The 25450-nt window shown below is 38.4% G+C and carries 24 protein-coding genes and 1 pseudogene; 15 read left to right on the top strand and 10 right to left on the bottom strand.

Features of this window, described 5'->3' with window-relative positions; genetic code table 11:
- Nucleotides 1-95 precede the first annotated feature (95 nt).
- The 4 genes from FKZ43_RS06765 to FKZ43_RS06780 form a co-directional block, all read right to left on the bottom strand.
- Nucleotides 96-563 (bottom strand): ABC transporter permease, encoded by a 468-nt coding sequence (locus tag FKZ43_RS06765; protein WP_140945124.1) that lies wholly within the window; start codon nucleotides 561-563, stop codon nucleotides 96-98.
- A 177-nt stretch (nucleotides 564-740) separates the two neighbouring features.
- The gene (locus FKZ43_RS06770) at nucleotides 741-989 is read right to left on the bottom strand and encodes a hypothetical protein (protein WP_140945125.1); all 249 of its coding nucleotides are present in this window, start codon (nucleotides 987-989) and stop codon (nucleotides 741-743) included.
- A 1-nt stretch (nucleotide 990) separates the two neighbouring features.
- Nucleotides 991-1665, bottom strand: a complete 675-nt coding sequence (locus tag FKZ43_RS06775) for a DUF4013 domain-containing protein (protein WP_140945126.1) — start codon at nucleotides 1663-1665, stop codon at nucleotides 991-993.
- Nucleotides 1655-3178 carry a bifunctional metallophosphatase/5'-nucleotidase gene (locus FKZ43_RS06780; protein ID WP_140945127.1) on the bottom strand — a complete coding sequence of 508 codons (1524 nt, stop codon included), beginning with the start codon at nucleotides 3176-3178 and terminating at the stop codon, nucleotides 1655-1657. The genes FKZ43_RS06775 and FKZ43_RS06780 overlap by 11 nt, the downstream gene beginning before the upstream one ends.
- 111 nt (nucleotides 3179-3289) lie before the next feature.
- Here FKZ43_RS06780 and FKZ43_RS06785 point away from each other — a divergent pair, with 111 nt between their 5' ends.
- The 14 genes and pseudogenes from FKZ43_RS06785 to dcd all read left to right on the top strand — a co-directional run bounded on the left by FKZ43_RS06785 (nucleotide 3290) and on the right by dcd (nucleotide 18664).
- Nucleotides 3290-3931 (top strand): glycerol-3-phosphate acyltransferase, encoded by a 642-nt coding sequence (locus FKZ43_RS06785; protein ID WP_140945128.1) that lies wholly within the window; start codon nucleotides 3290-3292, stop codon nucleotides 3929-3931.
- Nucleotides 3932-3936: 5 nt separating this feature from the next.
- Nucleotides 3937-5172: a S1C family serine protease gene (locus FKZ43_RS06790; protein WP_235894709.1), complete on the top strand. Its 1236-nt coding sequence runs from the start codon at nucleotides 3937-3939 to the stop codon at nucleotides 5170-5172.
- An 11-nt stretch (nucleotides 5173-5183) separates the two neighbouring features.
- Nucleotides 5184-6482: an adenylosuccinate lyase gene (purB, locus tag FKZ43_RS06795; RefSeq protein WP_140945129.1), complete on the top strand. Its 1299-nt coding sequence runs from the start codon at nucleotides 5184-5186 to the stop codon at nucleotides 6480-6482.
- A 12-nt stretch (nucleotides 6483-6494) separates the two neighbouring features.
- Complete coding sequence (locus FKZ43_RS06800; RefSeq protein WP_235894710.1) at nucleotides 6495-6704, top strand: hypothetical protein; 210 nt, start codon at nucleotides 6495-6497, stop codon at nucleotides 6702-6704.
- Nucleotides 6705-6719: 15 nt separating this feature from the next.
- Entirely contained in the window at nucleotides 6720-6842 is a 123-nt protein-coding gene (locus FKZ43_RS11660; protein WP_268904362.1) for a type II toxin-antitoxin system RelE family toxin, read from the top strand.
- Nucleotides 6843-6933: 91 nt separating this feature from the next.
- Complete coding sequence (locus tag FKZ43_RS06805) at nucleotides 6934-8427, top strand: aldehyde dehydrogenase family protein (RefSeq protein WP_140945130.1); 1494 nt, start codon at nucleotides 6934-6936, stop codon at nucleotides 8425-8427.
- Nucleotides 8428-8511: 84 nt separating this feature from the next.
- Nucleotides 8512-11646, top strand: coding sequence for a peptidase MA family metallohydrolase (locus FKZ43_RS06810; RefSeq protein ID WP_140945131.1), 3135 nt, complete (start codon nucleotides 8512-8514; stop codon nucleotides 11644-11646).
- Between the two features lie 18 nt (nucleotides 11647-11664).
- Nucleotides 11665-12044, top strand: a pseudogene (locus tag FKZ43_RS06815) (hypothetical protein).
- 37 nt (nucleotides 12045-12081) lie between these two features.
- Nucleotides 12082-13278 carry a DNA-methyltransferase gene (locus FKZ43_RS06820; protein WP_140945132.1) on the top strand — a complete coding sequence of 399 codons (1197 nt, stop codon included), beginning with the start codon at nucleotides 12082-12084 and terminating at the stop codon, nucleotides 13276-13278.
- Nucleotides 13279-13310: 32 nt separating this feature from the next.
- Nucleotides 13311-13778: a hypothetical protein gene (locus tag FKZ43_RS06825; RefSeq protein WP_140945133.1), complete on the top strand. Its 468-nt coding sequence runs from the start codon at nucleotides 13311-13313 to the stop codon at nucleotides 13776-13778.
- A gap of 4 nt (nucleotides 13779-13782) precedes the next feature.
- A complete protein-coding gene (gene der / locus FKZ43_RS06830) occupies nucleotides 13783-15096 on the top strand; it encodes a ribosome biogenesis GTPase Der (RefSeq protein ID WP_140945134.1) in 1314 nt (437 codons plus the stop codon).
- Nucleotides 15097-15159: 63 nt separating this feature from the next.
- Complete coding sequence (locus tag FKZ43_RS06835; protein ID WP_140945135.1) at nucleotides 15160-16698, top strand: ATP-binding response regulator; 1539 nt, start codon at nucleotides 15160-15162, stop codon at nucleotides 16696-16698.
- Nucleotides 16699-16712: 14 nt separating this feature from the next.
- Nucleotides 16713-18113 carry a sigma-54-dependent transcriptional regulator gene (locus FKZ43_RS06840; protein ID WP_140945136.1) on the top strand — a complete coding sequence of 467 codons (1401 nt, stop codon included), beginning with the start codon at nucleotides 16713-16715 and terminating at the stop codon, nucleotides 18111-18113.
- Nucleotides 18114-18127: 14 nt separating this feature from the next.
- The gene (dcd, locus tag FKZ43_RS06845; protein ID WP_140945137.1) at nucleotides 18128-18664 is read left to right on the top strand and encodes a dCTP deaminase; all 537 of its coding nucleotides are present in this window, start codon (nucleotides 18128-18130) and stop codon (nucleotides 18662-18664) included.
- Between the two features lies 1 nt (nucleotide 18665).
- Here dcd and FKZ43_RS06850 read toward each other — a convergent pair whose 3' ends face one another.
- Nucleotides 18666-19145 carry an HNH endonuclease gene (locus FKZ43_RS06850; protein ID WP_512698796.1) on the bottom strand — a complete coding sequence of 160 codons (480 nt, stop codon included), beginning with the start codon at nucleotides 19143-19145 and terminating at the stop codon, nucleotides 18666-18668.
- A gap of 127 nt (nucleotides 19146-19272) precedes the next feature.
- Nucleotides 19273-20277 (bottom strand): C40 family peptidase, encoded by a 1005-nt coding sequence (locus tag FKZ43_RS06855; protein WP_140945140.1) that lies wholly within the window; start codon nucleotides 20275-20277, stop codon nucleotides 19273-19275.
- Nucleotides 20278-20404: 127 nt separating this feature from the next.
- Here FKZ43_RS06855 and FKZ43_RS06860 point away from each other — a divergent pair, with 127 nt between their 5' ends.
- The gene (locus tag FKZ43_RS06860) at nucleotides 20405-21928 is read left to right on the top strand and encodes an ArnT family glycosyltransferase (RefSeq protein ID WP_140945141.1); all 1524 of its coding nucleotides are present in this window, start codon (nucleotides 20405-20407) and stop codon (nucleotides 21926-21928) included.
- On the opposite strand, the gene FKZ43_RS06865 is transcribed toward FKZ43_RS06860, so the two are convergent.
- From FKZ43_RS06865 to FKZ43_RS06880, 4 genes are all read right to left on the bottom strand, one after another.
- Nucleotides 21925-22149, bottom strand: coding sequence for a flagellar FlbD family protein (locus FKZ43_RS06865; protein ID WP_140945142.1), 225 nt, complete (start codon nucleotides 22147-22149; stop codon nucleotides 21925-21927). The two genes, FKZ43_RS06860 and FKZ43_RS06865, sit on opposite strands and share 4 nt — an antisense overlap.
- 55 nt (nucleotides 22150-22204) lie before the next feature.
- The gene (locus FKZ43_RS06870) at nucleotides 22205-24256 is read right to left on the bottom strand and encodes a flagellar hook-basal body complex protein (protein WP_140945143.1); all 2052 of its coding nucleotides are present in this window, start codon (nucleotides 24254-24256) and stop codon (nucleotides 22205-22207) included.
- 105 nt (nucleotides 24257-24361) lie between these two features.
- Nucleotides 24362-24745 carry a TIGR02530 family flagellar biosynthesis protein gene (locus FKZ43_RS06875; RefSeq protein ID WP_140945144.1) on the bottom strand — a complete coding sequence of 128 codons (384 nt, stop codon included), beginning with the start codon at nucleotides 24743-24745 and terminating at the stop codon, nucleotides 24362-24364.
- Nucleotides 24735-25436, bottom strand: a complete 702-nt coding sequence (locus tag FKZ43_RS06880) for a flagellar hook assembly protein FlgD (protein WP_140945145.1) — start codon at nucleotides 25434-25436, stop codon at nucleotides 24735-24737. The genes FKZ43_RS06875 and FKZ43_RS06880 overlap by 11 nt, the downstream gene beginning before the upstream one ends.
- Between the last annotated feature and the right edge of the window lie 14 nt (nucleotides 25437-25450).

The raw sequence follows: 25450 nt of genomic DNA on the forward strand, positions 1-25450 counted from the left end.
AAAAGGGCGACAACGCCAACGACAACTGAAGTTAAAACGACCAAGGTTCTTCTTTTATTTCGCCATATGTTTCGCCAAGCAAGTTTCAGAAGCATTTATGTAAATCTTATGCCTTTTAAAGGTTCAAGCTTATATAACTTGTAAAGTGGGAATAAAGAGAAAACGATTGAAATAAATAACATACTCAATGTTGTGTTTATAAAAATTCTCGGTTTCAACGAGGATGTAAATTTTGGCTCAAAGCCAAACTCCTCATAGACAGCGATGTATTTTCCCCCAAGGTTTATAGGATTTTTAACTAAATAATAATTGAACAAAAATCCAAGAAAATTCCCAAACAAAATCCCAATCAACGCAATAAAAATTACCTCAAAAAGGACAATCAAAACAAGATCTTTATTTTTAAAGCCGATCGCAAGGCAAATGCCAAATTCATTTGAACGCTCCAAAACAGACATTGATACGGTGTTAAATATTCCAAAAGCGACAATTACAATTAGAAAAAAAAGAAATAAAATACCAGTGGCGTTATCAAAATCAATTGACTGTTTAAACTCGGGCATGGTTTCCTCCCAACTTAAAACAGCTAAACCATAATCCTTCAATCATTTCAATCACACCATAAGAGGTTTCACCCTTTATCTTCTCTTCTGAGCGCCTTATTATCTCATATGGGGTTTGCGCATAGAGGCAATTAATCAAAATTAAAACTGAAATAAGCACTTGCATCTTTAAGAAAGCTATCCTTTAATGGCTTCAAATTTAAAAATTGAACCTATATCAATCTTCATCTCCTCGCAGATCCTTTGAAGTGACTCAATCTCATCTTCAAAAAGTTCCCTCAACAACTCAACCACCGCCTTGCTTTCTTCACCGCTCCTGCAAGTCGTCCAAATATAGCGACCCTTAAAATCAAGCTCAATTCTTGTAAATCCCTCGCCGAGCTTTTGAGTCCTCAATTCAAGATAGCCAAATTTTTTCCTTTCCATATCATAACTGATTTTTATTTTTAGATTTGGATGCTTTTAAATAGAGTTCCCCGTAAAGATAATAGACAACAACATTTGCCCAAAAGGCAGTGAAAACTATGCCTATGAGAAAAATCACAAATCCAAGGGAGGCGAGAAACGAAAGAAAAACACTTAGAAGTAAAACAATTACAGCGTCACCGAAATTGTTACGAAACATTTCCAAAATTTCGGAGAAAGCAAAAGCATCGTTCAGCGATTCATTTTCAGCATACCTCCCAATGATAAATGGCAAAGCTAAATCAAACAAAATAAAATAAATGAACGCCGAAATAAGAAAAAGCCAATAAATGTCACCGGAGTTCAACATCGCCACTATCTCCCTATTCTTAAATCCATTAAAGTCCGCTTCGAAAAATGACGACAAAACTAAAAGAAGAATTGGTGGGATCAAATAGACTAAAATAACTACCAGAATCTTAAACCCGTTTGAAATTTTATGACCGATGTTGTCCCAATCTGGTAAAAGTTGTTCTTCACCTTTTATCACACGCCTTGTCACCTCAACTAAATATCCATAATAAATTAACAGCGGGATTATCAAGAAAGAGAATAAAATCATCAAACCGCCGACGACAATTTTAGCAAGCCAATTTTTCTCTTGAAAAACAAATTTAAAACCCCTCTCAATATTCATTGCTCCCTCCTTTTTGTTTTGCTATGTCAATTATCCTCCCTTCAATTTTTGAATTTATAATTCTTTGCCTTTTCACCGCCTCAATAAATACGTCTCTATCAACTGCCCCCAAATTCTCAACTTTGACGCTATTTTGCGGGATTCCGAAAAGTTCGTATAAATGATCTGCAACCCAATTGTTCGTTACGATTGAATATCTCTTATTTTCATCAAGGGGTTTCCCACCGACTTCAATTGAAATCACTCTCTCGCCGATATTCTTTCTTGAGTCAAAGACATATTTTATACCAGAAACTTGCATCAATTCAACCTTCCCAGAAGCTTGCCATTCAATCATACTTTTAAGCGTTTTACCGTCAACTTCAAACACAACAAAAGTATTTCCAAATGGGTTTATTTCCCATATATCACGGACTTTTATCTCACCTTTTGGCAGGTCCTTCCTCAACCCACCCGAATTTTGAAAAGCAATATCCGTCTTCGCAAATTCCCTCATGACATCAGCTTCCCAATTCCCAAGATTGCTTTCGCCGTAGAAGTTTCTCTTCCAATCAACTTCAAGATAGCCGATAACCTCACCAAATTCTTTATCAACAATTTTTTCAAGTTCCTCAACTTTTTTTAACGCAATTGGATCTGGCTCAATGACGCCATTTATTACACGAATTAACTTGCCATTATATGAATAAACCGAGTCACCATCAAGATCAATTTCAAGTTCAAGATATCCAAGATATTCACCTCTTGAGCCTGCTTGACAAATTATAGTTTTGTTGACATACTTCGGCTCAAATAAAGCAGTGTGACTATGCCCTCCAATTATAACGCCAATTTCAGGAAATTTAACCGCAATGATAGAATCGCCCTGAACCCCTATATGAGTTAGAGCTATAATTAAATCAACCTTTTCACTTTTCAATTTGCTGATATATTGCCTTAAAACTTTCTCAATGTCAAGAAGTTCAAGGTCCTTCAAGTTTTCTCTTAATGAAAGTTTAAAAAGTTCTGGAGTTATTAAGCCAATTATTCCAACTTTTGCCCTTCCTATTTTTTTGACTACATATGGCTTAACAAATAATTTTCCCTTTCGTTTATCCCAAAGATTTGCGCTTAAAACATTAAATTTGGCGATTTTTAAATTTTCCTCAAGTGATTCTCTTCCATAGTCAAACTCGTGATTCCCAAGCGTCATCGCATCCGGATTTATGATGTTCATCAATTCAATTTGTGATCTCCCCTTCGTTAATGATGAAACGGGCGTCCCTTGAAAATCATCTCCAGCGTTTAAAACGAGGACATTTTTTTGCTCTTTTCTAAATTTGTTTATCAACCCCAAAAGATTGGCTGTTCCTCCAACATAGCAAGGCGTATCGGCACAGATTGAACGCATCGGGTTATTTTGAGAGTGGAAATCGTTCCAATGAAGAATTAAAATTTTTTCAATGTTCTGAGAAAACAGAAACTCGTATAGGACAAGAACAAGGAAAAATAACAGTGAGGCTCTCCGTTTCATATCACAACACCTTCTTGTTTTCCGTTGCGTTAATATACAAAATGTTACCTTGATTATCAAGGAACGTTTTATTAACTTTTATCAGACCGATTAAAAAATTTTTCAACTGGAATGCGATACCTCACTTGGTTTCTGATTGGTTATTCGCTTGGTTCAATCCCAACCGCTTATATTTTCGTAAAGGTTTTCAATGGTATTGATATACGCAAAGCCGGAAGTGGAAATGTCGGTGCTCTTAATGCTTATGAAGTGTCTGGTTCTGTGTTGGTTGGTCTTTCGGTTCTTTTAATTGATATAATGAAGGGATATTTCGCTTTTAAGTTTAGCGAAAATTTATCCGATGGTGATGCGGTTGCCTGTCTGATAGCGGGAGCATCTGCTGTTTTAGGACATAATTTTTCAATTTGGATAAATTTTTACGGCGGTAGAGGTCTTGCAACCTCGCTCGGCGTCTTTTTAGCACTGAACCCGATATTAATCTTCATTTGGTGTCTCTTGTGGTTTATCGCATTTTTGAAGTTTAAATTGATCCATGCTGGAAACATATTGGCGACCGTTTCAACTCCGATAGCGATTTTACCATTTTTAAAATTTCTCAACTCATTTAGTTTCACAAAAATTGAAGACGTAAAATTCCTTGCGTTCATCTTAGTGATATCTTTGCTTATCTTTATTAAACACCTTAAACCGCTCTTTCAATTGATGCATCTGACAAAGGAAGGAAGCTATTTAAAAAATAAAAAACTTGAGTGATAGAGATGAATTCAGCGGTTAAAAAGCGAAAGGTAAGTGTGATGTTTCTTTTGTCATTTTTTATCGTTCTGCTTGTTGGAATTTTAACCGGATATTCCCTTAATCCGTTAGTGGCGAAATTTTTAAACGAAGGTTTAAATGCGAGAGTTGAAAACACAAGCGACAAATTTTACTTAGAGGCGAAGCATGACGAGAACTCGCACTATGATGTTTCGCAGGAGCTTTACGACATAAGACACAACGCCATAACAAAAGCAGTTGCGAAAGCAAGTTCCGGTGTTGTTGGGATAAATGTCACTGCAATTGAAGAATACACGGATCCATTCTTCAAATTTTTTGAAGACGACCCCTTTTTTAGATATTTCTTCGGGGATAGATTTAAATATCGCGTTCCTGTAAGAAGTTTGGGTTCTGGATTTATAATCTCCCCCGATGGTTACATTGTTACGAACGATCATGTGATTGGAAATGCAAGGGAAATAATCGTAACTCTATCAACCGGTGAAAAATATAAGGCAAAAGTCGTTGGGAAGGATTATGTCTCTGACATAGCTGTTTTAAAAATAGAGGCGGGTAAAAAACTTCCATATCTTGTTCTTGGTAACTCTGATGATATCATAATTGGTGAGTGGGTGATTGCGATGGGGAATCCATTTGGATTATTTGAGCTTGGGAATCAGCCAACGGTAACGGTTGGAGTAATAAGCGCAGTGAAAATGAACCTTCATTCGGTTGGTGGACGGATTTACAGGGATATGATCCAAACGGACGCTGCAATAAACAGCGGTAATAGTGGCGGTCCACTTTTAAACGCATTGGGTGAGGTCATTGGAATTAACACTGTCATTTACACCCCAAATCAAGGGAATGTTGGGGTTGGTTTCGCTATACCGATCAACAGGGCAAAAGCGATAATTAACGAGTTAATAAAAAAAGGTAAGATTGATAGAAACTTCAAAATAGGGATGAGAGTTCAAACGCTTGATGAGAACCTTGCGAGATATTTTAAGCTTCCCAAAGTTGAAGGCGTAATAGTTACAGATGTGGTTTCAGGAAGTCCAGCACAAAAGGCGGGATTTAAAGAAGGGGACTTAATTGTTGAAGTTAACAATGAGCCGATAAAAGATGACCAAACACTCATTGAGATAATCCAAATGGCAAAAGTTGGCGATGTTTTAAACTTTAAGGTGTTAAGGGACGGAAGAGAAATTTTCATAAAAATGAAACTTGAAAAATCATAACTTCTTCAGATATGATCCCGAGATACACAAGAGAAGAGATGGGAAGAATTTGGTCGGACGAAAACAAGTTTAACATTTGGCTTCAAATTGAGATTTTTGCCCTTGAAGCTAATTCAAAGCTTGGTCTTGTCCCAATTGATGCAGTTGATGAGATCAAGAGCAAAGCAAAATTTGACATCCAACGCATACTTGAAATTGAAAAAGTCGTTAAGCACGATGTCATTGCTTTTCTGACAAATCTCGCAGAAAATGTCGGAGAAGCGTCAAGGTATATCCATTATGGTATGACATCGTCAGATATACTTGACACATGTCTTGCGGTTCAAATGAAGCAAGCTGGTGAGTTAATAATCTCTGAGCTTGAAAAACTTTCCGAAGTTTTAAAAGGGAAAGCGAAGGAACATAAATACACATTGATGATCGGCAGAACGCATGGGGTTCACGCTGAGCCGATAACTCTTGGATTTAAATTTGCCCTTTGGTATGAGGAGACGAAAAGGAACATTGAGAGAATGAAAAGGGCTACGGAGAACATCGCATACGGAAAAATTTCTGGCGCGGTTGGAACTTATGATAATGTTGACCCATTCGTTGAAAAGTATGTATGTGAAAAGCTCGGTCTTAAAGTTGAACCTATCTCCACCCAGATAATCCAAAGGGATAGGCATGCGGAGTACTTAAACACGCTTGCTATAATTGCATCATCGCTTGAAAAGTTCGCCACAGAGATAAGACATTTACAAAGGACAGAGGTTCTTGAAGCCGAAGAATATTTTTCTGAGGGGCAAAAAGGTTCTTCAGCTATGCCACATAAAAGAAATCCTGTAAGATGTGAGAGAATAGCAGGGCTAGCTCGCATTGTGAGAGCAAACGCAATCGCTGGAATGGAAAATATACCACTTTGGCACGAAAGAGATATATCCCACTCATCTGTTGAAAGGGTCATAATCCCAGACAGCACAATCTTGGTTGATTTCATGCTTGATGAGATGATAGATATAATTGATAAACTTATCGTTTATCCGGAAAAGATGTTGAAAAATCTAAATCTGACAAACGGGTTGATCTTCTCACAAAAGGTTTTACTTGCACTTATTGAAAAAGGATTGACAAGGGAAACAGCTTATAAAATTGTCCAGAGGAATGCGATGAGATGTTGGCAAACGGGAGAAAGTTTCCTTGAGGTTTTAAAAAAAGACGAAGACATTATGAAGCATCTTGGGAACGGTGAGCTTGAAAAAATTTTTGACTATAAAAGCATCTTGGAAAAAATTGACTTCATCTTTGAAAAAATAGGAATTGAAAAATAAAAAGATTTATCTATGATCGCACAGATAGACAAGGGGAGAAATGTTTCCGACTTGACGGTTGGTGAACTTGTTGAGATAATAGAGGAAATAGTTGAGCGTAAGATTTGCGAGCTTGGTTTTGACCCCGATGAAGGTCATGAATTGAAACCCGAAATAATTGAACGACTGAAAAAATCTTTCGCCGAGACGGAATCAGGCAAGCGTGGTATAAGAAGTGGCTAAAAAACTCGGTCTTGAATGGTGATTTACTCAGTTGAATTTACAGATGAAGATGAAAAAGATTTGGCGAGAATTGATAAGAACACGGTCCAAAGGATTTTAAACAAATTGAAGCCAGAGCGATTGAAAGGTGAGATGTAGGAAGACAAATTTAAGCTCAAGGTTGGAGATTACAGTTCATCTAATTGGTCATAGAAGTGAAATTTATAAATAAAAAAAGGAGAAACGACTTATGGCAGAGGTATTCAAAAATTACATCAATGGCAAGTGGGTTGATGCAAAATCAGGGAAAACTTTTGAAAACAGAAATCCCGCCAATTGGGACGACATAATAGGAATTTTCCCGAAGTCGGGTCCTGAAGATGTTGAAGAAGCTGTTAAAGCAGCTCGTAAAGCATATCAATCTTGGCGACTTGTCCCACCGCCGAAGCGAGCCGATATAATAAAAAAAGCAGCGGACTTACTCGTCCAGCGAAAAGAAGAGATAGCTCGTGAGATGACCCGCGAGATGGGGAAAATTTTACTTGAAACCCGCGGTGATGTTCAAGAAGGAATTGACACTGGATATTATGCTGCTGGTGAGGGCAGGCGATTGTTCAGTTACACGACAACGTCTGAACTCCCGAACAAATTTGCCATGGCGATTCGCTTACCTGTCGGTGTTGCTGGGGTGATAACCCCGTGGAATTTCCCAATGGCTATCCCGACCTGGAAGATATTCCCGGCTCTTGTTGCGGGAAATACCGTTGTTTTCAAGCCAGCTTCTGATACACCTAAAACAGCAACAACGCTTGTTCAAATCCTTGAAGAAGCTGGTGTTCCAGAAGGTGTTGTGAATCTCGTCCATGGTGGTGGTAACGAAGTCGGAATGGCAATCGTAAGACATCCCGATGTTGACCTTATAAGTTTCACAGGTTCAACAGCTGTTGGAAAGGTCATCTCAAGAGAAGCAGCTGATACACTAAAACGTGTTTCTCTTGAAATGGGTGGGAAAAATGCGCAAATTGTTTTAGAAGACGCAAATCTTGAGCTTGCGCTTGACGGAGTTCTCTGGGGTGCCTTTGGAACAGCTGGTCAAAGATGCACCGCAACAAGTAGATTGATCCTTCACGAAGTGATATATGATCAATTCATTGAAATGCTTGTTGAACGCGTTAAAAAATTAAAAGTTGGGAATGGACTTGACGAATCAACTGAAATGGGACCGATAATAAACGAAGCGCAATTAAATAAAATTCATCAATATGTTGAAATTGGTAAACAAGAAGGAGCAAAACTTCTGATCGGCGGTTACAGATTAACCGGTGGTGAATATGATAAAGGTTGGTTCTATGCCCCAACGATTTTTGTTGATGTTCATCCGAAGATGAGAATAGCGCAAGAAGAGATCTTTGGTCCCGTGCTTTGTGTGATAAAAGTTAAATCATTTGAAGAGGCAATTGAAGTTTTAAATGATACGGTTTATGGCTTGTCCTCATCAATTTACACTCGTGATGTTAATAAAGCGTTCAAGGCGATTCGCGATATACAAGCTGGGATAACATATATAAACGCACCAACGATTGGCGCCGAAACGCATCTCCCATTTGGCGGAGTTAAGCAAACAGGAAACGGACACAGGGAAGGAGGATGGACAGTATTTGATTTCTTCACCGAGATAAAGACAGTTTATGTTGATTACAGCGATAAATTGCAAAGAGCACAGATTGATACTTACAAAGAGTGATGTCGCTGACTTTGAAACGAAAATTTGTCGGGGTTCGTTTAAATTTTTAGAAATAAAACTCAAAAATCACGGAGGCGTTTTAAAATGAAGCGATTTATGTTTTTCTTCATTCTTACTTTGATGCTTGCAACTATTGGCTTTGGGCAGCAAGGTCCTTTCGGAAAGAACAAGGTTCAATATAAGGATTTCAACTGGTATTTCATTCGGACTGATCATTTTGATATCTATTTCACCGACGGCGGTTATGAACTCGCTGAATATACAGCTAAGGTCGCCGAAGATGCCTATGTTAAGATAAGCAAACTTTTGAAATATGAGATAATGAATCGTATACCGATAGTTGTTTACAATTCACACAACGATTTCCAACAGACAAATGTCGTCGCAGAATATCTTGAGGAAGGCATCGGCGGAGTAACTGAGCTTTTCAAAAATAGAGTTGTTATCCCATTTGAGGGTTCATACAGGCAATTTCGCCACGTGATACATCACGAGCTTGTCCATGCTGTTATGAACGATATGTTTTACGGAGGTTCATTACAATCGGCACTAATCAACAACATCCAGCTTCAACTCCCAATGTGGATAGTTGAAGGGCTACCGGAATTTTCCGCCCTTAAATGGGATGTGAATTCAGATATGTTTATGAGAGATGCGACGATAAGCGGTTATCTCCCGCCGATACAATATCTTGATGGTTATTTTGCCTACAGAGGTGGACAATCTGTCTTTTGGTATATCTCAAGGAAATATGGCGATGAGAAGATAGGAGAGATGATAAACAGGATAAAGGGTTTAAGAAGTGTTGAAGCTGGGATAAAAAGCTCGCTCGGAATTTCGTTGAAAGAATTATCCAACCGATGGATAAAGGAGCAAAAGAAATTATATTGGGGTGATTTCGCCAAAAGGGAAGCCCCAGATGAATTTGCAAAACGATTAACAGATCACACCAAACGAGACCATTTCTACAACACAAGCCCAGCAATTTCACCAAACGGTGATAAAATTGCATTCATATCCGACAGGGACGATTATTTTGATGTTTTCATAATGTCAGCCCTTGATGGTAAAATTATAAAGAAAATAGTCAATGGAAACAGAACTAAAAATTTTGAAGAGCTTCACCTTCTAACCCCGGGGCTTACTTGGTCACCAGATGGCGAGAAAATAGCTCTTGCTGTAAAAAGTGGCGATAAAGACGCAATCTTCATAATTGATGTTAAAACGGAAAAACAGCAAAAAATAACATTTGACCTTGATGGAATCTTTTCGGTTGATTGGTCAAGGGATGGGAAAAAACTTGCATTCGTTGGCTTAAAACAAGGGCAATCAGATATATATGTTTATGACCTCTCTAATAAAACACTTGTTAATTTAACAAACGACATTTTCAGCGATTCCGATCCTGTTTGGTCATCTGATGGGAAAACAATTTACTTTTCATCCGACAGGAAGAATTTCACTTCAAAGGAAATGCTCCCGGATGACTTCAAAATGTACAACTTTGACCCAAACCAATACGATATTTATTCAATTGATATTGAAACAGGCGAAATTAAAAGGATAACTCACACTGATTACTGGGATGAAACATCCCCGGTTGTTTCACCCGACGGGAAGAAAATTTTATTTATATCAGACAGAAACGGCATAAACAACATTTACGAGAAAGACCTTGAAACAGGCATTGAGAGACCTATAACGAACTCCGTTAGTGGGATTTACCAGCTTTCAATCACTTATGACGGTTCAAAACTTGCCTTTGCATCGTTTTACAACGGTGGTTTTGATATATTTGTATTGCGCCAGCCGTTTGAGCGTAAGTTGAATGTTGAGGAACTTGAGCCGACAGTTTTCGTGACTGAATTTTTGAGGGAAAAAGAGAGAGAGCTTTCAAGAGCGAAAAAAGAACAAGAACAGAAAATCAGCGTTTCAGACACATTAACTGTACAACCTTATGGAAGTGACATAAAGATAAATCTGCGAAATTACATCTTTGCGGACATTTTCAGGCAGGATAGCTTGGCAATGACGATAAAAGCAAGATCTGATTCACTCAGAGCCCCCGATAATATTGATGAATACGGTCGCTATAAAGTTTACAGATATAAGGTTAACTTCACCCCTGATTTGATTTTCACAAATGCCAGTTATAGTACATTCTATGGTGTCCTCGGTGAAGCTTTTATGATGTTCAGCGATATGCTCGGCAATCACCAAATTTATTTAATAACAAGCTTGGTCTTTGACCTTAAAAACAGCGATTACGCTTTCGCCTACTTTTATCTTCCCAAGAGAATCAATTGGGGATTTGAAGCTTTTCATATAGCGAGATTTTTCGCCGTTGGAAATCAATATTATCCGCTCTATTACAGATATAGGTTATACGGTGGGACACTGATGGGCTCATATCCGATTGATAAATTTAGAAGAATTGATTTTGGGCTTGGATATTACAATGTCGTTGGAGAATACATAGATTTTCCAGAGATCCGAGAAACCTCTGTCATTTTGATGCCTTCTTTAACTTATGTTCACGATAACTCTATTTGGAGATATATCTTCCCATCAAATGGTGAAAGATACTATTTATCGTTTTACACAAGTCCTAAGCTTGGAACAAATGGGATACAATTTTTGACGGGAATTTTTGACTACAGAAGATATTTCAAGCTCTGGACCGATTATGGTTTAGCGTTCAGATTTACCGCTGGTGGGAGCACAGGTCAAAATAGACAAAGATTTATGCTTGGTGGAGTAGATGCCTGGATAAACTGGGCTATTAAAAATGATTACATCCCGATTGAAAACACCGCTGATTTCTTCTTCTTTGAGGCGATTAGCGGTCCGATAGTCCCACTCAGGGGTTATGTTTACAACGAACAAAACGGCTCAAAGTTTGCTCTGATGAACCTTGAATTCAGATTCCCTCTGATAAGATATTTCATAGGCGGAGCTTTACCGCTCGCTTTCAGAAATATAATGGGGGTTTTGTTCTTAGATGCTGGTTCAGCTTGGGATTCCTGGAAAACCTGGCGAGCATTTTATCAACCTGATCCATTCACTGGAACAATGACAAAAGATTTGCTTATCGGGATGGGATATGGATTCAGAATTTATATGTTTGGCTTACTGCTACGACTTGATATTGCGTGGAGATTTAATTGGGATTCGTTCTCTAAGCCAGTATATTACTTCTCATTCGGACCCGACTGGTGAAATTTTTAAACAGGAAAAATGGACGAAGTTCAACAAATCATTGAAAAGTATAACTCCGTTATCAAGAATGTTGAAGCAAAGGCATTAAGTAGCCAAGAACGAGCTTATGGAGGAGTTATAAGATCTGAAAAAGGCAAACTGGTCGAGGAAATAAGCCGTCTCATAATTACTGCTTCAAAGCAACGTTACCCAGATATAAATTTTGTCCTCATACAGCTTGAAAGTCAACTGGGTGGTGATTATTCAAAACTCCCTGCTAAACCATTGGGAAGTCTTTCAACGCACACTTTACTTTCAATTTTGATGTTGATTTGAAAATCATTACCTTATTAAAGGAAGAACGAGATATCAAAAAGCCGATACATAAGTTTTTTAAACCCCTGACAAAAAGAGTTTAAATGCAGCTATAAAAACAATTGCTGAGGTTTTAAAGAGATGGGCTATTCAAACGGGGAAATAGTTGAGGTAAAAGGAAACAAATACAAACGCATTCTAATTGACCTGACTAAAGAAGTATTAGAAGAAGATATACTACCCATCTTGATGAACTCGCTTAACGATTCAGGTTACTTTTTTAATCTTAACGGGGATAAACTTGCTTTCCTTTTTAGAGAAATTGACCTTGGGAATTTTAAGGAAAGGATAGAAAAATTCAAAAATTTTAAAAAACTCTACAAAATTCTAACTGAGTTGATAACAAAAATTGAAGCAATAAAAAGCTATGGGATAAAGGATGGGAAAAGAGTTTATATTGATTATGATGGGGAGAGGAAAGTAAAGGGGAGAAGAGACAAAGAAAATCATCGTGGGAAGTTCTTTTACGCCCTACATCACAAATTTAAAAAAGATAACAATAAGCTACCAGCTGAATTTGAAAACAAAATTATATGTGGCGATAGCGAGAAGGTTCTAAAAAAACTTCCAGATAACTGCATTGACCTCATTTTCACCTCGCCCCCTTATAATTTTGGGCTTGAATATGAAAATCACAACGATGCAATTGAATGGGAAAACTACTTTACAAAACTTTTTTCAATCTTTGATGAGTGTATAAGAGTTTTAAAATATGGAGGTAGAATAGTAATTAATGTTCAACCACTGTTTTCTGATTATATTCCGATTCATCACATCATTTCAAAGTTTTTTATGGACAAGGGACTTATATGGAAAGGGGAAATAATTTGGGAGAAACACAATTATAATTGCAAATACACTGCCTGGGGAAGTTGGAAATCTCCTTCAAATCCTTATTTAAAATATAGTTGGGAATTCCTTGAAATTTTCTGCAAAGGGAGCTTAAAGCATGAGGGCGAAACCAACGTAAGCGATCTAACATCAGATGAATTCAAAGAATGGGTATACGCAAAATGGGATATAGCCCCTGAAAGAAATATGGAAAAATGGGGACACCCCGCTATGTTTCCAGAGGAGCTAGCGAGAAGAGTTATAAAATTGTTTAGCTTCGTTGGGGATGTTGTCCTAGACCCTTTCAATGGGGTTGGAACAACCACAAAGGTAGCAAAAGAATTAAAAAGAAGGTTTGTAGGGATTGATATATCCCCTGAATATTGTAAAAAGGCAGAGATAAGGTTGAGTCAAGGATTAAGTTTATTTGACTCTGATTCATATTAAAAAATAAAAGCATTTTACAGAGGTGGCGAAATATGAAGCACCTAAAAAAACGCATCATTTTGTTTCTCCTTCTCCCATCCATCCTGCTGAGCCAATCTCTAAAGGATTATTTTGATGAGTTTGAAGGGTATTGTCGCAATGTCCGCGGTTACGCAGGCGCTTTAATAGCCGAAGTCCGGAGAGAAAATATTGTGATACCGGATGTAGCAAAGATATACGCTGAAAAGGTTGGCAATTCCCTAAAAGATGCGAAGCAAAGTTATGAAAAAATCAAGAAATCGCTAAAGAAGGGGCAGTTTGAGCTTGTCAAAGGGAATATCGCTTATCTTGATGATTATTGTAAGAGGGCTGAACTTCATTACAAAAATTTGATTGACGAGATCAACAAATCAAACCCAAAACCTGAAAGGGTGAAGGAGTTCTCAACAGCGATTTACAACGAATTTAAAAGAGCAAGTAACGAGGCACGTTTGATAAAAGAAAAGCTTGGGATCAAATAAAAAGATGGGCAGAAACATAGTCGCAATTGTTGGGAGACCGAATGTTGGTAAATCAACGCTATTTAATAGAATAATCGGGGAAAGGGATGCGATCGTTGATCCACAAAGCGGAGTTACGAGGGACAGACACTACGGCGAGGCACAATGGAATGGGAAAAAATTTACAGTTATAGATACGGGGGGTTATGTCCCTGAGTCAAAAGATGTGTTTGAAGCAGCTATAAGGGAACAGGTTTGGATAGCAATTGAGGAGGCAGATGTTATAGTTTTTGTGGTTGACGGAATTACAGGGGTTACACCCTTGGATATTGAGATTGCGAAAATTTTGAGGCAAACAAACAAAAAGGTGGTCCTTGCGGTAAATAAAATTGACAACGAAAAAAGCGAAATTTACACCGCTCAATTTTATGAGCTCGGTGTAGGTGAACCCTTCTCTATATCTGCGCTACACGGTAGGAAAATTGGTGATTTCCTTGATGAGGTTGTAAAAGATTTACCAAGCGTTGACAGCGAAGAAAAAAGTGATGAAGAAGAAATAAAAGTCGCTATCGTTGGGCAACCAAACGTAGGTAAATCATCCTTTGTGAACGCAGTCCTTGGGGAAAACAGAACAATTGTCACAGATATACCAGGGACAACGCGCGACTCAATTGATACTCGGTTTGAATACAACGGGAATAGATTTCTTTTGATTGATACCGCTGGCTTGAGAAAAAGAAGTAAAATCAAGGAGAGCATAGAATTTTATAGCGCTATAAGGGCACTCAAAGCTCTACAAAGATGCGATGTCGCTGTCGTAATGCTTGACGCAACTTGTGGCTTGGAAAGACAAGACCTTAGAATAATCGGTGAAGCAGCTGAGTTGAAGAAGGGGATTGTGATCGCTGTGAATAAATGGGACCTCATTGAGAAGGACGCAAACACAGCTCTTGAGTACGAACATGCGCTCAAATCAAGGTTGAAGGTTTTTGATTATGTCCCTGTGGTTTTCATCTCCGCGAAAACAAAACAAAGGATATTTAAAGTACTTGACCTCGCAAAAGTTGTCTATGATGAGAGAGCTAAAAGGATAAAGACAAGCGAACTTAACAAAGTTTTATTTCCAATAGTAAAAGAAACACCACCTCCGGCGGTATCTGGAAGGGAAATAAAAATCAAATATGTCACTCAGGTCAAATCATCCCCACCGGTTTTCGCTTTCTTTGCAAATTTCCCGGACGATATACCCGAACATTACAAGAGATTCCTTGAAAACAAAATCAGAGAAAATTTCGGCTTCATGGGGGTTCCACTCACAATTATTTTCAAGAAGAAATGATTGACAATTTTGGGGGCTTTTTCTATATTTTTATTGTCTCTAAAATTTTCAGCCGGTGAATTTATGAAAATTTTACTCGTTGATGATGTTCAAGAAAGCTTGGAAATTTTGAGGGAAATCTTTGAAACCCTGGGTTATACGGTTCTTACCGCAAGAAACGGTATTGATGGACTTGAGGTCTTAAAAAGGGAGAAGGTTGATTTAATCATCTCAGATGTTTTAATGCCGAAGATGGATGGTTTTCAATTCTGCAGGGAGGTGAAAAAGCATAAAAATTTTAAAAAGATCCCCTTTATTTTTTATACAGCGAATTACACCGACCCTGAAGATGAAAAATTTGGACTTGGTCTTGGAGCTGACGCCTATCTGATAAAACCCGTTGATGTTCAGGTTCTACTTAACACTGTTGAAAAGTTCCTTGAGAAAAGTAAATCAACAACGACAAAATCTGAAACGATCAGCGATGATGTTGAGTATTTAAGGGAATATAACACTGTCTTGATACGAAAGCTTGAAGATAAAATGTATGAGCTTGAACAGGCAAACGCGATGTTGAGAAAAATGAATGAGGAACTTCAAATTTCTCATGAACAATATAAAAGTTTGTTTGAAAACGCTGGCAAGGCGATATTTATAATCCAACCGGAAACTTGGATTGTGCTTGATGCGAACAATGAGGCGGAAAACCTTTTCAAATGCACAAGAGATGAAATTTTAAATTTGAATTTCATCAAGTATAAAAAATTCTTTCAGCCACTTTTTGAAGGGGAAAGGGTTGTAAATTTTGAAACGACGATATTTGATTTTGAGAATAACGAAAAAATCGTTGAAATGACGGCAAGTTTAATCGGCTACGCACATACAAGCACGATACAAGTTATAGTTTCAGACCTCACGGAGAAAAAGAAAATTCAAGATGAATTAATTCAAGCTGAGAAGTTAGCATCGCTTGGAAGATTATCAGCAGCGATAGCCCATGAAATAAGAAATCCGCTTTCAGCTATAAGTGTAAATTTGCAATTTTTACAGCGAAAATTTGATGAAGGCACAATAGAGAGAAGATACCTTGATCTCGCAATTGAGGGCGTCAAAAGGATAGAGAAAATAGTTGAAGCAACTTTAAGCTTTGCCAGACCGAGCAAGCCGATTGTGAAAGAAGAAAATATAAACGATGTCATAACATCAACACTCCCACTCGTTGAGGTCTCAACGATGAAAAAGAGGATTGAGATAATTACAAACCTTGACCCAAACTTACCGAAGGTAAAAATTGACTTTAAGCAAATTCAACAGGTTTTGCTCAACATCTTGACAAACGCCGTTGACGCGATTGAAAAATCTGGCTGGATAAAGGTAAAATCATATCTTGAGTTTGAAAGTGAGGTCCCATATATCGTCGTCTCAATAAGTGATAACGGGTGTGGGATACCGAGAGAGGACTTAAATAAAATTTTTGAGCCATTCTTTACAAAGAAAAACGATGGGACTGGATTAGGGCTTGCGATATGCAAGCAAGTCATGGCAAACCATGACGGGAAAATTGAAGTTGAAAGTGAGGTAAACCATGGAACAACATTTTATCTAAAATTTAAGGCAAAATAAGTCAGGAGGAAGAGATGAAGTTCAAAGTCATGGTAGTTGACGATGATGAACTGTTCAACAAGTCAATATCACAAGTTTTAACGGATTCTGGCTATGATGTGATCTCATATTTCTCAGGTGAAATGGCGATAAAGAACTTGAGGGAAGACCAACCCGACATAGTCCTTCTTGATATATTTCTTAAAGATGAAAACGGGCTTGACATTCTAAAGCGGATCAAAGATGAGGAGCCAATGCTTCCCGTATTGATGATCACTGCATACTCCGATGTTAGTTTAGTTGTACAGGCGATAAAACTTGGAGCTGATGATTTCATACTTAAACCTCTTGACTTTGAACAGCTTGAAATCGCGATGCAAAAAGCTGTGAAAAACCTTAAGCTTCAGAGGGAGATTCAAATCTTAAAAGAAAGATTATCCGAACAGTTTGGTGAGTATAAGATAATAGGTCAAAGCAAGGGGATAATTGAAGCACTATCACTTGCTGAAAAGTATGCCCTTGGCGATGACACCACCGTTTTGATAAGTGGAGAGACTGGCACTGGAAAGGAATTAATAGCAAGATATATACACGAGAAAAGTTCCAGGCGCGAGGGTCCTTTCATAGCGATAAATTGTGGGGCTATCCCAAAGGATTTAATTGAAAGTGAGCTTTTCGGCTATGAACGTGGTGCATTCACGGGAGCAACGGATAAAATGAAACCTGGGAAATTTGAACTTGCAAACGGCGGGACAATACTACTTGACGAAGTTGGCGAACTAAGCCCTGAAGCTCAAGTCAAACTCCTAAGGGTTCTTCAAGATAAAAAATTCTACCGACTTGGAGGGACGAAAGAAATCAAAGTTGATGTCAGAGTTATCGCATCAACAAACAAAAACTTAAAAGAAGAGGTCAATGCCGGAAGATTTAGAAGTGATCTTTTTTACCGCTTAAATGTCGCGACAATTTACCTCCCACCCCTCCGAGAGCGAAAAGAGGATATACCATTGCTTATTGATGCCTTCATTGATGAGTTCAACAAAAAATTCAGCAAAAATTTTATCGGCGTTGATGAAAAAGCAATGGAAATTTTAAAATCCTATCACTGGCCCGGAAATATCAGAGAGTTAAGAAACACAATTGAAAGAATTATCCTCGTTGAAAATGACTCAAAAATTAGACCAGAACATGTAAAACATCTACAAAGCACCCCAATTCAGCTCGTTAGTCAACAAAACGGTGAAAGTGATTTCGTCTTGAAGATTCCACCAACAGGTGTGACAATGGATAAGGTCTTGCGTGAGCTTATAATTCAAACCTTGAAGATAACAAACGGAAATCAAATTCAAGCAGCGAAAATACTCGGGATAACGCGTTCAAAGTTAAGATATAGAATGGAGCAGTTGAAAATAGAACAGAAAAAAATTTTAAAATAATTCAGGAAAAGGGGATGATTCTTAGCGATAAAAGAATACTTGAAGAAATAGCAAAAGGAAATATCGTGATTGAACCGTTTGACATAAACTGTCTTGGCACAAACAGTTATGATGTTCACCTTGGTGAATGGATGGCTGTTTACAAAAACGAAATACTTGATGCAAAAATTGAAAACGAACTTGAATATTTCAAAATTCCGCCAGAAGGGATAATTTTATACCCAAATCGCCTTTATCTTGGTGTCACGCTTGAATATACCGAGACACACGGGTTTGTTCCCTTTCTTGAAGGGAAATCAAGTGTTGGTCGCCTTGGCATTGACATACACTCAACCGCTGGGAAAGGAGATGCTGGATATTGCAACCATTGGACATTGGAAATATCAGTTAAGCAACCAGTGCGTATTTATGCGGGAATGCCGATCGGTCAATTGATCTATTTTGAAATTTCAGGTGAAATTTTAACCCCGTATAACAAGAAAAAAACGGCAAAATATATTCAACGCTCGGATAAACCAATAGGTTCAATGATGTGGAAAAATTTTCTATAAATTAGAGGAAAAGATATGGCTTCCATTTCTCATCAATTTCGCCAACGAAGTTCCTTATGAAAAATATAGGATTTGGTTTCCTTGGCTTTCTCAAAAGTCGCATTCCTGCCTCCTCAGGTGTCCTATCCCCTTTTTTGTTGTTGCATTCAACGCAGGCACATACAAGATTTTCCCAAGTGTCCTCACCACCTCGCGATTTGGGAATCACATGATCAACCGTCAAAGGAACACCACTACGACCACAGTACTGACATCTGTAATTGTCACGCTTCATTATGTTCTTCCTTGTCAAAATCACCTTGCGATACGGCATATGGATATAATACGACAATCTAACAACACTTGGGAATGGCATAACATACGAGACGGACCTTATATATTGTCCATCCCTTGCAGCGACAAGTTCTGCCTTACCAAGATAAAGAAGGGAAATCGCCTTTCGGACGGGGCAGATGCTCATTGGCTCATAATTTTGATTCAAGACGAGAACCTTCTTGTGAAGTGGATTTGACGATGCCTGTTTCTCGGCTTCGTCGTAAAGGCGGAATTTGAATTGAACTTCCTCTCTGAATTTAAATCACCTCCACTAAAATTTGCGAAATTTTCTTTTAAATTAAAACTCTTTTTGCTCCTATAAAAGTTCTCTCAAGTCGCTCGCTATAGTCAACGCTTTTTCTATCAAGTGAATTTATCTTGACGAATCCCGACGAGTGTATCACTTTTTTGTCCTTGCCGAGATATATTCCGACATGCGTTACCCTTTCGCCATCGGAGCTGAAAAATAAAAGGTCGCCTTTTTTAAACTTTGAAAAATCCATCCCTAAATCATCTCCAACTCCCCACTGCATATCAGCATCGCGGGGCAATCGCACACCGTTTATCCTGAAAACTGTCTGCACAAACCCAGAACAATCAAATCCTTTGGGCGTCTTCCCACCCCAGAGATAAGACACACCAAGAAATCTTTTAGCGGTTTGAATTATATCATTCACATTTCTTTTGTCAATAGCGCGAAATCTCCTCACCTCATTTTTTCTCATCCAGCCAACTTTACCATCAGGTAACTCAACCATAAACCAATTATTTCCCGCCTTTAAAACATTCAAAGCAGAACAAACTACAACATCTCTCACTGGGGTTGATTCTGCATTTGGTTTCTCCCTGACAAAACCAAAATTTTTCTCAAATTGAACCTTTACTTTATCAGAATACTTTGAAAATTCCTCCTGTTTCATCAAAACGACCTGACCTCTATAAATCCAACCGATATATCCATCAAAATGTAACCTTATCCTCACCCAATCATCGTTGAAAATTTCAAGCGTATCAAATGTCTCACCAAGTATAGCTTGCGTAACTTGTTCGCTTCTCATTGATGGCTCTTTAAAAACGGAAGCCGTCCCAACATTGCAAACGCCAAACCTAAACTCACCGCAGGTCTCATCGGGAAGAAGCTTAACCTTCAACTTTGAACCGCCTTGTTTCAGACGGTTCAAAAGCTTGTCCATAATTTTTTCATCGGATACTTTTAACACATTGCCAGAAATCTCAAAAACACACAACCTTGTATCAATACCAAGTTCTTGACGAATTTTCTCAATGCTTAGGGGCATCTTATTTAACCTTTATTTTGTTGAAAATTTAAACCAAAAAATGATAATTGTCAATAAAAAGTCGCTTGATAATATCGGCGTTATAATTTAAATTTTATCTAAGAGCAAATTTTTAAGGATATCGCAAATGAAGAAACAACAAAAGGAAATCAACCTTGACAGGCTCGCCTATCTTATTGCTTTTATTTACTTCATTGCTATTTTGAACTTTTCGCTTTGGATAAGGAAAGTTGGAAACTATGACATTGAAACCGATTTTTTTTGGGATTACGCCGTTGAAGCGAGAAATATATTGAATGGGATAATAAATGTTGGGGAGTTCCGCGGTCCTGGGTATCCAACAATTGTGGCTTTGTTCTCGCTCATTCTTGGCGACTTCTTCAAGTCGGGATTGGTAATCTCAGCGATTTCATCAATGCTGGTGCTCGTGATAACATTCAAATTGATAAGAAAAATTTTTGATGATAAAATAGCCATTGCTGTCTCATTAACATTAATTTTCAACCCAACCTTTTTGAGATATTCTTATGTCTGCGGGACGGACATGTTCTTCAATCTTTTAGTTTCACTTTCAATATATCTCGCTGTGATCGGGGTTTTAAAAAATTCTCCATCTTTACTTTTCATCTCAGGTCTTGCTGGGGGTTATTCATATCTTACACGCTATAACGGTATTTCTCTTTTGATCGCTTTGCCTGCGATAGTTTTAATTACGAAGGGTAAAAATCTCAAAGACGGAATTTTAAAGTCACTGATAACGCTTGCCGGTTATTTCGTTTTTCTTCTTCCGTGGTCAATTTATTCTTACATCAAGCGCGGTGAATTTTTCTATAACCGAAACTATCTTAACATTGCTTATGAAATTTACGCAAAGGGTAAAATCTCTTGGGACGAATACTGGTTTGAAGCTTCAAAAGAATATAAATCTTTCCTTGATGTTTTCATCAAGGACCCGTCGCTTTTCATTGAAAAGGTTATCTTGAACATGATTGATCATTTTTGGCGAGATTTGACTCAACTGTGCGGTTGGCAGTTTGCGATACTTTTTGTCATTGGTGTCTTTTTTATGTTCAAATGGAAAATTGAAAAAATCAAAATTGCATTTCTCTTTTCAAGTATATCTTTCTTCCTTGTTCTCGTTTTTGTATTTTACAGCGAAAGATTTTCAATGTATCTTCTCCCAACTTACCTATCCATCGGTTATTCAATCCTCATGGCAAACCAAATATCGCAGAAAAGATATGCTTGGATTGCGATAGTTGTTTTCTTAAACTTGCTTTCAATTCCAAAGCTATCGGAGATGATCAAAAGAGATATTCAAAATCAACCGATTGATATACTTTACATAGCTGAACAGTTCAATTCAAAGTTCGGTGATAGTGAAAGGGGAAAGATTATAGTTGCACGCAAGCCAAACATCGCATATTACCTTGGCATGGAATTTAAACCTTTTCCACTTGTAAACAATTACGAGCAACTTAAAAGTGAGCTCAAAAAGTTAAATGCGTCATATTTGTACTACAGTTGGATTGAGTATTACTTTCGCAGGGACTTTGAAGGACTTTTCAATTATACTTCCCCACCTTCTTTCCTTGAACCGGTTGCGGTTTCAGAAAATCCGCCAGCGGTTCTTTACAGAATCAAAAATTAAGTTTCCTCTCCTGATTTGTGAATCGGAGGGGTTTGCACATAAACAACACATTTTCTGCGATACTCAGTTACCTTTTCAATGACCTCATCAACGCTTTCCTTCACCATAATCTTTTTTCCGTTTATCAAGGCAATTATCGTATCTGGCGATGCTTCAAGATACTCAATCAAATCCGCATTTATGACTATTTCTTGACCGTTTAACCTTGTGACTTTAATCATTTTTCGTGATGAAATTTATTTTATGCTCGGGGGCGACATCGCCCCCGATTCAAATTTATCGTTTCAAGTTAACGATTTCCTGTAAAAATTCATCGCTTACGGTGATAATTCTCGCATTTGCTTGAAAACCACGCTGGGCTATAATCATACGCGTAAACTCTTCCGCAAGGTCAACATTTGATTGCTCAAGGACGCCAGACATAACCTTTGATTGAATCGCTGAACCGGGTTCATCAATTATCGGCGCTCCGGAGTTGGCTGATATGTCAAACAAGTTGTCGCCCACCCTTAACAATCCGCTTGGATTGTTAAATGTAGCTACGAGAATTTGTGCAAGCACGCGAACAGTGCCATTTGAAAAAATACCAAGAATTTTCCCATCCTCATTAACTGAAATTGTGTTTAAGAAGCCAAGCCCATATCCATCTTGATCCGCTATTAAGCTTGAGCTTCCCTCCATTTGAGTTATCCCGGCAAATTCACCAATTTTTCCAGGGTCAATTCTAATTTCAATTGTTTTGGCAGAATTGTCCCCTGGGTCAACTCTTAAAGTTGAGCTTCCATCATCAAAGAAGAAGCTTCTAATTGAGCCATCCGAGTTAAAAACAATTTTACCGCTTCCACCAGCGACGATAATCTCTTTACCGGTGACCTCCGCCTTCCAGGACCATTGATTTGGCGTGGTGGCATCTTTAACAAATCTCAAGGTTATATTATGCCTGTTTCCGAGTGAATCATAAACGGTTACGGTCGTAGAAACTTCTACATCTTCAGCACGCTGAATCTCAAGCCAATTGCCAGGTTTATTTTCAAAAATTGAATTAAACTTGTCCCTACCGGATGCGGATATACTCAATTCGGTAATTTCATAGGCTTTTCCGCCGTCGGCATAAACAACGAGCGCCCCTGTATCAGGGTCTATTTCAACTCCTTTTGAATTGCTAATTCTAAAAGCATTCTTAACAGCATCAGCAAGGTCTTTATAGGTTGATGTCCCCGAAACGGAAAAATTAACCGTGGATATTGCTCTTCCACTAACCTTTCCATCAATCGTGATCGTATCGCCAGATGTTAAGCCAAGGTCATTTCCTTGAGCATCACGCAAATTAACCAAAAGGTCATCTGGACGAGCTACATGAGAGAATTTATCGGAGTATTTACTTCCACTTGCGGTATAAGTACCACTTAAACCTGAAAGGGCGGTTTCAAAGTTGCGGTTATTACTTGAAATTGAAACGACTTGCGAAACCGCCGAAGTTATCACAATCCTTCCCTGCGAATCAATACTTGCGGAAAGTGAACCAGCAAAGTCATTGTTAATTTCATCAATTAAATCCTTCAAAGTATGGAAATTCCCATCGCCAACGCCTCCATCTTTACTAACATAGGTATATGTTTTGCTTTTAACCCCATCTTGAATTGTCAGTGTTGTTGAACCCGAAATCATACCTGTTATTACAGTGTTTGCCGTTCCGGTTGCAAGTAAATTATTTATATCCGATGTTCCATCTTCAACGGCGTAAAGTCGCGCGCTTCTCAAGATATTTCCTTTCGGAACTCCGCCCGCATCAAGATTTCCCGTCAGTTTTATCAATGATGTTGCTTTTGCCGGGGATTTTTGACCGAATGGGATTTTTATATCCTCAAGTTTTGCCCCCGGCGGGACAACACCAGAAGCATCAGCCATTTTCCCTTGAACGATCGCACCCGTTGCTGAATCAACAAGATTACCGTTCGCATCAAATCTAAATGCGCCAGCCCTCGTGAAATAATTTTTTCCGCCTTTTTTAACTATGAAAAAACCATTACCTTGAATAGCGAGGTCTGTGACTTGACCGGTCGTTTCAAGATTCCCCTGTGTAAAAATGGTATCAATTGAACTTATATTCATCCCAAGCCCAACTTGTAAAGGATTTGTCCCACCTGATTCTGAGGAAGGTTGAGTAGCCCCGCGCAATGTCTGAGCAAATGTCTCGCTAAATGAAACGCGAGCGGACTTGAAACCAATCGTATTGATGTTTGAGATATTATTCCCAATGACATCCATCATAACTTGATGATTCCTCAGCCCCGATACCCCGGAAAACAATGACCTCAAGAATGACATGGCTTCTAACCTCCTTTTAAATTTTTGTTTTACATTTTAACATTTTTTAATCTCGCCTCCGTCGTTCGGCGAGACGCGGGGCCCCCTACAGCGAGGTCCAGCCCCTTAAATTACAACAGCACCGTCAATGTTTGTGAAAACACGCTCACGCATACTATCACCATCAATAACCGTCACAACGGTTTTGTTCCTAACGCTAACGATAAAAGCCATATCCCTCAACAAAATCAAAACATCCCTTGTATTTTTTCTCTCAGCCCTTTCAAGAGCTTCATTTAAAAGCTTTAAATCATCTGCATCAAGCTTTATGTCTCTCTCCTCAAGACGTTTCAAGGCATGGGAGGAAAATTTCAAATTATCAATTTCACCCCTCAAAACTTCTTCAAAACTAACCCTTGCTTCAGGAACTCCAAATACCTCTTTTTTCAGCGCCTCAATTCCACCAGCTGGGATAAACGGAACTCTTACACCATTTATTTCAATTGCCATCTCTTCTCCCCTCTTTAATTTCAACTATGTCCGCAATGCTATACTCAACACCGTTAATTAAAATTACAGCACCATCTGGCTTATACCTGACACCTTCAACAAGCCCGATAATATATGTATCCACTGCAACCGCTTTCCCGTCTTTATCCAAGGCGCTAATTTTCACATTATAATTCCCTGCTGGCAAATCCCTTCCCGAGCTATCTTTCCCATCCCAAGCAAAATCATATCTACCCTTTTTCCTCCCATCAAGTTTAAAACTCCTGACCACATTCCCATCTGAATCATAAATTTTAATCTCAATTTCCTTTGCATCACCCTTTAACTCATAGCCAAAACTTGCACCTTGCGCTGGGTCAAGATATAAAACATCTCCATACACCGAAACGCTTTTGCCGATTAGGTTTGAAACTAAAGCGTTAGTAATTGAGCGATTCGTCGCATAACTTGCATCAATGCTCCTTAAAAGATTTGAATTGATGTTGTAAAGTTGTTCAACTGAGCTGAACTGAGCAAGTTGACTCGCAAATTCACTGCTTTGAATTGGATTCAACGGGTCTTGATAATTCAGCTGCGTTATCAAAAGCTTCAAGAAATCATCTTTGCCAAGGATACTTTTACCCGAGCCCTGAACACTGCTCCCTGTGGATGGCACGCCCTTCATATTTTCAAGTGAATTGATTCTCTCCACGAGGCTCACCTCCT

This window comes from Candidatus Thermokryptus mobilis, from assembly GCF_900070205.1.
Lineage (GTDB): Bacteria > Bacteroidota > Ignavibacteria > Kryptoniales > Kryptoniaceae > Kryptonium > Kryptonium mobile.

What these genes read in the sequence shown, in the direction of transcription:
- FKZ43_RS06835 (WP_140945135.1), top strand. Translation starts at nt 15,160, where the DNA reads ATGAAAATTTTACTCGTTGATGATGTTCAAGAAAGCTTGGAAATTTTG.
- der (WP_140945134.1), top strand. Translation starts at nt 13,783, where the DNA reads ATGGGCAGAAACATAGTCGCAATTGTTGGGAGACCGAATGTTGGTAAA.
- FKZ43_RS06800 (WP_235894710.1), top strand. Translation starts at nt 6,495, where the DNA reads ATGATCGCACAGATAGACAAGGGGAGAAATGTTTCCGACTTGACGGTT.
- FKZ43_RS06780 (WP_140945127.1), bottom strand. Translation starts at nt 3,178, where the DNA reads ATGAAACGGAGAGCCTCACTGTTATTTTTCCTTGTTCTTGTCCTATAC.
- FKZ43_RS06810 (WP_140945131.1), top strand. Translation starts at nt 8,512, where the DNA reads ATGAAGCGATTTATGTTTTTCTTCATTCTTACTTTGATGCTTGCAACT.
- FKZ43_RS06820 (WP_140945132.1), top strand. Translation starts at nt 12,082, where the DNA reads ATGGGCTATTCAAACGGGGAAATAGTTGAGGTAAAAGGAAACAAATAC.
- purB (WP_140945129.1), top strand. Translation starts at nt 5,184, where the DNA reads ATGATCCCGAGATACACAAGAGAAGAGATGGGAAGAATTTGGTCGGAC.
- FKZ43_RS06785 (WP_140945128.1), top strand. Translation starts at nt 3,290, where the DNA reads ATGCGATACCTCACTTGGTTTCTGATTGGTTATTCGCTTGGTTCAATC.
- FKZ43_RS11660 (WP_268904362.1), top strand. Translation starts at nt 6,720, where the DNA reads ATGGTGATTTACTCAGTTGAATTTACAGATGAAGATGAAAAAGATTTG.
- FKZ43_RS06765 (WP_140945124.1), bottom strand. Translation starts at nt 563, where the DNA reads ATGCCCGAGTTTAAACAGTCAATTGATTTTGATAACGCCACTGGTATT.
- FKZ43_RS06875 (WP_140945144.1), bottom strand. Translation starts at nt 24,745, where the DNA reads ATGGCAATTGAAATAAATGGTGTAAGAGTTCCGTTTATCCCAGCTGGT.
- FKZ43_RS06790 (WP_235894709.1), top strand. Translation starts at nt 3,937, where the DNA reads ATGAATTCAGCGGTTAAAAAGCGAAAGGTAAGTGTGATGTTTCTTTTG.
- FKZ43_RS06865 (WP_140945142.1), bottom strand. Translation starts at nt 22,149, where the DNA reads ATGATTAAAGTCACAAGGTTAAACGGTCAAGAAATAGTCATAAATGCG.
- FKZ43_RS06825 (WP_140945133.1), top strand. Translation starts at nt 13,311, where the DNA reads ATGAAGCACCTAAAAAAACGCATCATTTTGTTTCTCCTTCTCCCATCC.
- FKZ43_RS06805 (WP_140945130.1), top strand. Translation starts at nt 6,934, where the DNA reads ATGGCAGAGGTATTCAAAAATTACATCAATGGCAAGTGGGTTGATGCA.
- FKZ43_RS06855 (WP_140945140.1), bottom strand. Translation starts at nt 20,277, where the DNA reads ATGCCCCTAAGCATTGAGAAAATTCGTCAAGAACTTGGTATTGATACA.
- FKZ43_RS06770 (WP_140945125.1), bottom strand. Translation starts at nt 989, where the DNA reads ATGGAAAGGAAAAAATTTGGCTATCTTGAATTGAGGACTCAAAAGCTC.
- FKZ43_RS06860 (WP_140945141.1), top strand. Translation starts at nt 20,405, where the DNA reads ATGAAGAAACAACAAAAGGAAATCAACCTTGACAGGCTCGCCTATCTT.
- FKZ43_RS06870 (WP_140945143.1), bottom strand. Translation starts at nt 24,256, where the DNA reads ATGTCATTCTTGAGGTCATTGTTTTCCGGGGTATCGGGGCTGAGGAAT.
- FKZ43_RS06775 (WP_140945126.1), bottom strand. Translation starts at nt 1,665, where the DNA reads ATGAATATTGAGAGGGGTTTTAAATTTGTTTTTCAAGAGAAAAATTGG.
- FKZ43_RS06840 (WP_140945136.1), top strand. Translation starts at nt 16,713, where the DNA reads ATGAAGTTCAAAGTCATGGTAGTTGACGATGATGAACTGTTCAACAAG.
- dcd (WP_140945137.1), top strand. Translation starts at nt 18,128, where the DNA reads ATGATTCTTAGCGATAAAAGAATACTTGAAGAAATAGCAAAAGGAAAT.